Below are 8,351 nucleotides of genomic sequence, written 5' to 3' on the forward strand. Positions count from 1 at the left end.
TGCGCCACACGGCCAGCAACAATTACCAGGTGAATGTGGAAACGCCCTCGTACTACGAAAACCGCGTGTCCTGCATCCGCAAGCAGATTCCATGGCGTCCGGGGCGCGGCTACAACAGCATCGAGCCCAAGATTTACGGGCTGCAGACGGCGCTGGTGGTGGGCCCGAAAGGCGAAGAGATTCACACCGACAAATACGGCCGCGTGCGCGTGCAGTTCCACTGGGACCGCATCGGTGAGTACGACGAGAAAAGCTCGGCGTGGATCCGCGTGGCCACCTCGTGGTCGGGCGCCAACTTCGGCGTGACGGCGATTCCGCGCATCGGCTCGGAAGTGATCGTCCAGTTCATGGACGGCAACCCGGACCGGCCCTTGGTGACCGGCATGGTGCCGAATGAAGACACCATGGTGCCGTGGACCCTGCCGGAGAACAAGACCCAGAGCGGCGTGCTGACGCGTTCCACGCCGAAAGGCAACTACAACACCGCCAATGCGCTGCGCTTCGAGGATAAAAAGGGCCAGGAACAGTTGTGGCTGCATGCCGAGAAGGACCAGTTGACCGAGGTCGAGCACGACGAGGACAAGTGGGTTGGCAATGATCGCCGCAAGACGATCGACCGCGACGAGACCACCCTCGTCAAGCGCGACCGCACGGAGACGGTGGACCGCGATGAAACGATTACCATCCACAACAACCGCAAGGAGCGGGTCGATCACGACGAGACCATCAGCATCGGCGACAACCGCACCGAAGATGTGGGGATCAACGAGACCATCACGATTGGGGCGAACCGGACCAAGACGGTGGTGCAGAACGAGACCGACAGCATCGGCGGCGCCTGGACCATCGATGTTGCCATGATGAAGACGGAAACGATCGGCCTGGCATCGGTCCAGAACGTCGGCATGGCGCGCATGGATAACGTCGGGCTCGGGTACGACCTGAACGTGGGAATGAGCATGGCGACGATTGTCGGCAAGAGCCAGATTACCCAGGTTGAAAATTCCATTGCGATTGTTGCTGGCGACGAATTGTCGATCACGGTGGGCAAGGCGAAATTGCTCATGAAGTCCGATGGAACGATTATCTTTAACGGCCACACGTTCAGCGTCGGCACCAGCGACGAGCAGGTGTTCAAGGCTGATGGCAACATCACGCTGAACGGCAAGAAAATTCTGGAGAACTGATGAAGCAAGCGACAGAATCCGGCAGCAGTCTGCCGGTCACCGAATCAGCGCAGCCAGATGGACTGTTGCACGACGTAATCGTACAAACGCCGCAGCGCCCTGCGCGCGCGGATGGCATTGCGGTGGGCACGTTCGACGGTATTTCGCCAGACGGCAGCGCGCTGGTCAGCATCGCCACGTTCGGCCTGAGCCGCATCCGCGCCCGCAGTATCAGCCCGCTCGATCCGAGCAACATCGGCCAGGCGCTGGCGCTGGGGTTTGAAAACGGCGATCCGATGCAGCCGATTATTCTGGGCCTGATGCTGGCAACGCCGGCAGTGCCGGCCCCCGCCCCTGCCGACGTACTGCTTGACGGCGAACGCGTGGTACTCACCGCCGAGCACGAGATCGAACTGCGTTGTGGCGAAGCTGCGCTGATCCTCAGTGCGGATGGCCGCATCCAGTTGCGCGGCACCTACATTACCAGCCAGGCCAGCGCGACGCAGCGCATTCTGGGTGGCTCGGTTCACGTCAACTAGGGGCGACATGGAAATTCAAGTCGCATCAAAAAACATGCTTGCGGAGTTCACCACGTCGATTGGCGTTGATGGCCGGGAGCATCTTGTGATCATCGTGAAAGGCAGTTGGAAAATTCCCGAGACGGGCCAACGGCCGCGTCCAATAGCAGCATCGCCGCTGGCGCCAAGTGACGAGTTTTACGGCGAGCCTGGGCTGAGCGCCATGCGGTACGGCGATGATTTTGCGCGCTTCAAGCCACGCTGCGACGTACTGTTCGATTCGCTCGCGCACTCGCCCGACGGCAATGAGGTGCAAGAAATGACGGTGGCGTGCCAGGTTGGCCAAATGAAAAAAGGTTTCAAAGTCATCGGGCCACGTCAATGGCGCAAAGTGCTGGGAATATATACGCTCACCAAGCCGCAGCCATTCACGTGCATGCCTTTGCACTTTGGACAAGCATTCGGCGGTGCCCTTACCTACAAAAAAGGCTGGGGCAGCGACTCCGAGATCATGACCGAAACGATGCTCAGTAATCCAGCCGGAATCGGCTGGGGCGGAAAACGCACAGGTGGCGACCTCGACGGTCAACCCGCCCCTACTCTCCAGGCGCTCGACGAGAACATCAGCAGCCCGACCGGAAATTACAAAGCTGTGGCATTGTCTGCCATTGGCAGGCACTGGGAGCCGCGAAGCCAGTATGTCGGAACCTATGACAAGCACTGGGAGGAAGAAGTTTTCCCCTTCCTTCCAGAGGATTTTGACGAGCAACACTATCAGTGCGCACCGGAAGATCAACAGATTGCTTATCCCGAGGGCGGTGAGGACGTCATCCTCCGAAACATGATGGCGGGACGTCCGGATGTCCGGTTCAAGCTGCCGCGCCTGGACGACCTGCAAGTGAGGATTCTACGAACCGACTACAGCAGCGAGATGCTGGCGCCTGCGGTCGACACCTTGTTTTTCGAAACCGAAAAAGGCAGTTTCTCGGCAATCTGGCGAACGAGCGTTCCGATCCGCCGTCGCATACAGGAATTTTCGGTGCTGGCAGTCGGTCCCGTCGACCCGGCGTGGTGGGAGCGAAAAAAGACGGGGGCGGACGGCTGCCACGGATGCGGTGACGGACCAGATGATATTGAAGGAATGGCATGAGTTCGGTAACAAAACCCGGTTTCTGGAACAAATTTGGCGCGGGACCAGCTCAGACGCCTGCAGCAATGACGTTGGCAATTCGCGCCGCTGGACTTTGTTGCGCTGTTGGATACAATCTCGATGCGGCTGTTTGCGCGATGCGCGCAAATATGGATCACTTTCAACACAGCGATTTTAAGACCGCGAACCATGAACGGGTACTTGTCGCGCGTTTGGATGACGACAATGTTTGGGGGCAAGGGAGGCTGGCCCGCTGGATTGCGATGGCTATTGCAGATTGCCTTAGTTCGGTCGAGGACGTGGAATTCAGCAAGGTTCCGCTCGTCTGGTTAGCGCCTGAGCCTGAACGCAGCGGCAATGACGGCGATTGGTACGCGAGCGTTTTCAGCCAAGCGGTGGATCAACTCGAGTTGCAATTTCACCCGCGCTCAGGCGTGATGCCGTTGGGCCGAGCGGGGCTGTCGAATGCGCTGAAACAGGCGACAGCACTTCTGGCGTTACAGGACTGTGAACAGGTATTACTGGTTGGCGCCGATACGTTTCTGAACGCTACCACTATAAACGCCTATCTTCAGGCAGGGCGCTTGCAGGTGAGGGGCAATTCAGACGGTTTCATTCCGGGGGAGGCTGCCGCTGCAGTCCTGTTGCAGCGAGTTGAGGTTGATATCCAACCCAACAGCCTTGGCGCACAGCAAAGCAATCAATTGCAGATCATCGGTTTTGGCACCGGGGACGAACCTGGCCGCGTCGATGGAAGTGTGCCGACCAAATCGCAAGGGCTAACGCAAGCCATTCGATCAGCAGTGAAGATGAGCCAACTCGATTTTAATGCACTCGACTTCAGAATTACCGATCAAAATGGCGAATCTTTTTTTGCGCGAGAGGCATCGAATGCAATTACTCGTCTAACACCAACGGGAGGCGCGATGCTACGCCTCCTGACAATTGCCGACTGCTTAGGCGAAGTGGGCGCCGCAACTGGCCCGGCAATGCTGGCGTATATTTATAAATTATTCCAGAATTCCAAGGAGCTCGGCGAATTCGGATTATTAAATTTAGCGAACGCTAATGGGCTGCGCAGCGCAGTCATCGTGAAACGAAGCCACGTCTAGGAGCGGCACTTAATGAATACGAGAGTTTATGCAAACGACAATCAAATTTCCTCCAAAGCTGCAGCAGGGAAATCTCGAGCGTTCCCCGATCTGTGCTGGAGTCCTCCGACGGGGAAATTACTAGTTCCGTACCCCAATTTTTCATATGCTAAACATCTGAAAAATGGAAGTTCGACAGTATTCATTTGTGGAACGCCAGTAGCATTAAAAAATGCTTCATATTTTTCCACCAGCGTGGGAAATCTGCCGGCAACAAAACTATTTAAGAAAGGCATCAGATCCGGTGTTATCGAAGGAAAATCGTATTTTACTGGATGGTCATCCAATGTAAAATTCGAGGGTTTGAACGTATGCCGACATATCGATTCGATGACTCATAACCACGGATAAAACAAATGGCAACAGCAAGTACACGCAGCAGCAATCGTAAGCGTGCAAACGAAAGCGCGTCACAGATTACCATTCCGGTTGCAAGCTCAAGTGTTGCTTCAGGCTCTTTATCAACAGGTCCCACTACATCAAACACGGTTGCGTTTCCATATTTTCACAATGCAAATCTTGGCACCAACTGCAAGGCGGACGCTCAACGTGTGGAAGACAACTGTACGAAGGTTGATCAGCCACAAAACAATTCTCCGGAAAAAGTACAATTTCCCGCTTTAAGCGATCTCGATGCCAAGGTTAAAGAAGATAGTAAATTTAAACTCAACGATAAAAATCGATGGATAGCTGATCACTGCTCTGGTCTTTGGAGAAAACCTGGCTCGAAGCGAGGAAAAAAAGGGAAGGAAGAGTTCAATACCGCGGAGTTTAAAGCGACTGTAAGTACAAACATCTCTGGTCTGGTTACTGATCTACTTACATACGGAAATGAAAAAACGCCAGCAATCGCGTCGGAAAAAATGCTATTGAAAAAGCCCGGGCCGATAGAAGATGCGATGGCAACGCTAATGGCTGCGGTTGCTGAATCCAATCCTTGCATCAAAGCGAGAAAATGCCGTTTGGTTCCATATGAAAAGGTTAGCGACACAGAGAACGGAAAAGGATGCTGCCCAGGTCAAACCGGCCATCATGTCATCCCAAATGCAATGTTTGATACATTCGCTCCGGTAACAGAAACGGTGGGCGAGGGAAACAAGAAAAGAACCGTCACAGCAATGAAAAGCCAAGGACTTCGTAAATGCTGGGATACATACAAGGAAAATGAGGCATTAACTATTTGCTTGGAAGGAACTGCAAATAGGGATGCAAACGGCAGTCATGGGTTTGCTCATGCGGGCACTGAGACAATAATAAAGAAATTCAGACATTCTCCCAATATGCGCTATATTGATGCGAGGGACAAAATCACAAGTATGCTGGCAAAAATGTTCGGATGTGACAAACACTGCCTTGCAGACCAACTAGACGATAGATTGGCGGGATACTACAAAAAGGACAAAGACTGTGGCGTATTTCCCGATGATGCCATGGTAACACCTCACTCGGGCCGGGGTGGAGGCGGACCGGATTTGCCCGTCCCAGAGAGCAAACCGCTCGACATCACGAATCCAATTAAACCGAAAAAGAAGTGAGAATTAAATGGAAAAAATATTTGATGAATCGACATGGGATACATACATCTCAGGATATACGTTTTATGACTGCGCAATTTTAAGCGAACACGGATTCGGCTTTGTTTTAGTTGAAGAAAAAGATGGCGATGATGATGATGACTCTGCCCCAATGACGCGCTTCATTGCAATGAAAATCGACAATCCCATTGAGTCGCGATTTAACGGTTCCGAGACCAACGGCTTTAGCAAAACGACGATAGCGTCTAGTGAACATTCAAGAGGGTACGTTGCGGTGGACACTGGTAGCAAAGTCTACTCAATCGATTCGGAGCGCATGGGTGATGAGCGAGCAATTGATAGGGTGCTTGACATGTCTACCTATAACGGAATGGTGGGCGTCATCCACAAGGTCGTACGCGCTGCCGGGCAAGTATATGCACTAGGAGATTTTCGTAGAATTTACCGTCGAATCGGCGTAGATCAATGGATAGAACTTGGTGCAGAAGGCGCAGGTGTTCCCATGCCGGCCGAGATACCGTCATCATCCGATTATGACAGTTCCATCGGCTTCAATGACATGAGTGCGTTTGCAAAGAATGACATGTATGCCGTTGGCGGCGACGGGGACGTATGGCGTTTTGATGGCAAGAAGTGGCATAACTGCCCAATTCCAACAAATGCAAGCTTAGAAACGGTTTGTTGCGCAGGAAATGGAATTGTATATATAACTGAACTCAACGGAAGCGTTTGGGCAGGTCGCACTGACCAGTGGAAAAAAATTGCGGACGCGAATTTAACCGCCGGCTTTCATCCCGTTGATGCTTTCTGGTTCAATAATCGACTATATCTCGGTTCCCAACAAGGGATATTTGCGATTGATGAAAAGACGAAAAAAGTCGTTCCTCTAAAAGAGGTGGACGAAGATGCACCGAACCCAACGAATGGTGGGCGCATCGATGTCAGCCCAGACGGACGTTTTTTGCTAACGGTCGGGCCATATGGTGCGTGTCTTCATGACGGCACCAAATGGCGTAGATTGTTCAGCGCGTTCGATTTTGTTGAAGGCTAGTAAAGCTAATTTTCGCAGAACATTTCTTTGGTTGACTTGTTGCTCGACTCCAGAATTCTAATTTTCTATATTATTTACGATCCAGCATGCTTCTTCAGAAAAATCGGAAAATCATTCCAGCAATGGTACGTAGACACGTTGAAGACAGCGCATTCTATTGGTCCCAAATCGACGCATCGGAACGGTCTACAACCGTCTCTTTTTCCGATCTTCTCCGCTTCAACAGCACATTGCGAGCCCATCTTGACGGGGTTTCTGTGGCCGGTATTGGTGCATTGCCCGTTGCAATGGCCGCACTTGAGCGCTGGATGAAACCTGGAGAAGCATTTGCGTGCAGTTGCGCTGCCATGCTTGCAGAGGATACGGAGCCGTTAGATGCACTAGCGTCGAAGCTTGAAGAACAGCCGGATGAATTGCTTCGCGGTGCTATCAGTGCGCTGGCATGGATACCGTCGGAAGTGGCGGAACGTGTCATTCGAAATTGGACGGCATCAGGAAGCAGTTCAGTCAGGTTCGTAGTCGCCCTGCGCGCCTTGTACCTGATCAATACCTGTCTGGTTACTGCCCCATTGTCGTCTGACAGCGCCCTCTGGCTACAAACGCCCCTGCATGAGCTATTAAGAGATTCAGACCGTCATGTTCGCGCAGCTGCCTGTCGGCTTGCCGCTTTAGAGGACGAGGACGAGGAAATTAAAGATCTACTGATCGACGCGTTAAGTGACAACGACCTTGCCGTACGCAGTCAAGCAGCAATTTCGATAGCACGGCTGGCTCAGTTGCGCACGGATCAAGTGCATCATGGTAAGAGGTCGAATGAAGATCTCATTATTTTGGGTGTTGAAACTTTAGAACAAAGCATCCGCAGCCAAATTTTACTGTCATCAACGGCCACTGGATGGCATAGTAAACAGGCCAGACGCCGCCTCTCCCGTTGGATACAACACCTCGCCTGGATGATTAAACCAGGAACAAGGGACCTGAACGCGATGCTGGAGTCAATGGCTGTGCGAAGTGCACTGCATTTTGTCCTCCACCATGGAGATCCCATCCATTTGCCATTCGTTGTTAAACATCTGGCCAATCCGGCAACGGCTCGCTATGCAGGCTGGGTTTGGGAAGTTGTTACTGGCATTGACCTTGTCGAGTCCGGGCTATCTCTGGAGGAACCAAGCATGTCATATGACGCCACGCTTGATACGGCTCCGATCGATGCGGACTTTGGGCTCGTATTGCCAAACGCAGAGGCTATTTCAAATTGCAAACTTTCACTGTCAACCGGACAGCGCTATTTTAAGGGTCAACCGATTGCGGTCACGCCCATTCTTGAAAATATGAAATGGGATAGCCAAGCCGAGCGTGGCGTTGCTTCTCAACATCTTCAAACCATTGATTCTTTGTTCATTATCTCTGTCCGCGCCCCAGCAGAGACGCAATTACGCTGCATAGATGAAATCAAGGAAATTATGCGCTTGGAAGGCACTGTATGAGTCACATACTAGATCCATGTAACGACGCAAGCATACTGGCCGCCCGCCTGCAATCCCCGCAATCGCGTTTATTGATCGTAGTCGGCGCGGAAGCGTGGTGCATCCGCTGTCGCCATATCCGCCCAGCCTTTGATTCTGTTGCTTCACGAGCCTTGGACGAGGATACATGAGCCAATTGCAAAACGATTTTTCCGAACTGGCCGACATCAGGAGAGCACGATTTTTCATCGCTTTTTCGTGATATCGGAGGAAATCTGATCGGTTACGGCGGCGGAATCATGGCTAATCTCATT

General features: G+C 52.6%; 8 protein-coding genes. All 8 read left to right on the forward strand.

All coding sequences use genetic code 11. The features are described from left to right. On the forward strand, positions 1–1,187 hold a 1,187-nt coding region (locus tag F1735_RS31600; protein ID WP_167240738.1), incomplete at its 5' end, for a type VI secretion system Vgr family protein. Next, the gene (locus tag F1735_RS31605) at positions 1,187–1,705 is read left to right on the forward strand and encodes a DUF6484 domain-containing protein (RefSeq protein ID WP_167232984.1); all 519 of its coding nucleotides are present in this window, start codon (positions 1,187–1,189) and stop codon (positions 1,703–1,705) included. The genes F1735_RS31600 and F1735_RS31605, both read left to right, overlap by 1 nt. Before the next feature lie 7 nt (positions 1,706–1,712). After that, positions 1,713–2,834 (forward strand): DUF2169 family type VI secretion system accessory protein, encoded by a 1,122-nt coding sequence (locus F1735_RS31610; RefSeq protein WP_167240740.1) that lies wholly within the window; start codon positions 1,713–1,715, stop codon positions 2,832–2,834. Continuing rightward, positions 2,831–3,946, forward strand: a complete 1,116-nt coding sequence (locus F1735_RS31615; protein ID WP_167240742.1) for a hypothetical protein — start codon at positions 2,831–2,833, stop codon at positions 3,944–3,946. The genes F1735_RS31610 and F1735_RS31615 overlap by 4 nt, the downstream gene beginning before the upstream one ends. Positions 3,947–3,958: 12 nt before the next feature. After that, positions 3,959–4,336, forward strand: coding sequence for a DUF4150 domain-containing protein (locus F1735_RS31620; RefSeq protein WP_167232990.1), 378 nt, complete (start codon positions 3,959–3,961; stop codon positions 4,334–4,336). A gap of 5 nt (positions 4,337–4,341) precedes the next feature. After that, positions 4,342–5,520 carry a hypothetical protein gene (locus tag F1735_RS31625; RefSeq protein WP_167240744.1) on the forward strand — a complete coding sequence of 393 codons (1,179 nt, stop codon included), beginning with the start codon at positions 4,342–4,344 and terminating at the stop codon, positions 5,518–5,520. Positions 5,521–5,527: 7 nt separating this feature from the next. Next, positions 5,528–6,571, forward strand: a complete 1,044-nt coding sequence (locus F1735_RS31630) for a hypothetical protein (RefSeq protein WP_167240746.1) — start codon at positions 5,528–5,530, stop codon at positions 6,569–6,571. An 86-nt stretch (positions 6,572–6,657) separates the two neighbouring features. Further along, positions 6,658–8,058, forward strand: coding sequence for a HEAT repeat domain-containing protein (locus F1735_RS31635; protein ID WP_167240748.1), 1,401 nt, complete (start codon positions 6,658–6,660; stop codon positions 8,056–8,058). Positions 8,059–8,351 lie beyond the last annotated feature (293 nt).

It is taken from the genome of Massilia genomosp. 1 (assembly GCF_011682185.1).
Taxonomy (GTDB): Bacteria; Pseudomonadota; Gammaproteobacteria; order Burkholderiales; family Burkholderiaceae_D; genus Telluria_A; species Telluria_A rubra.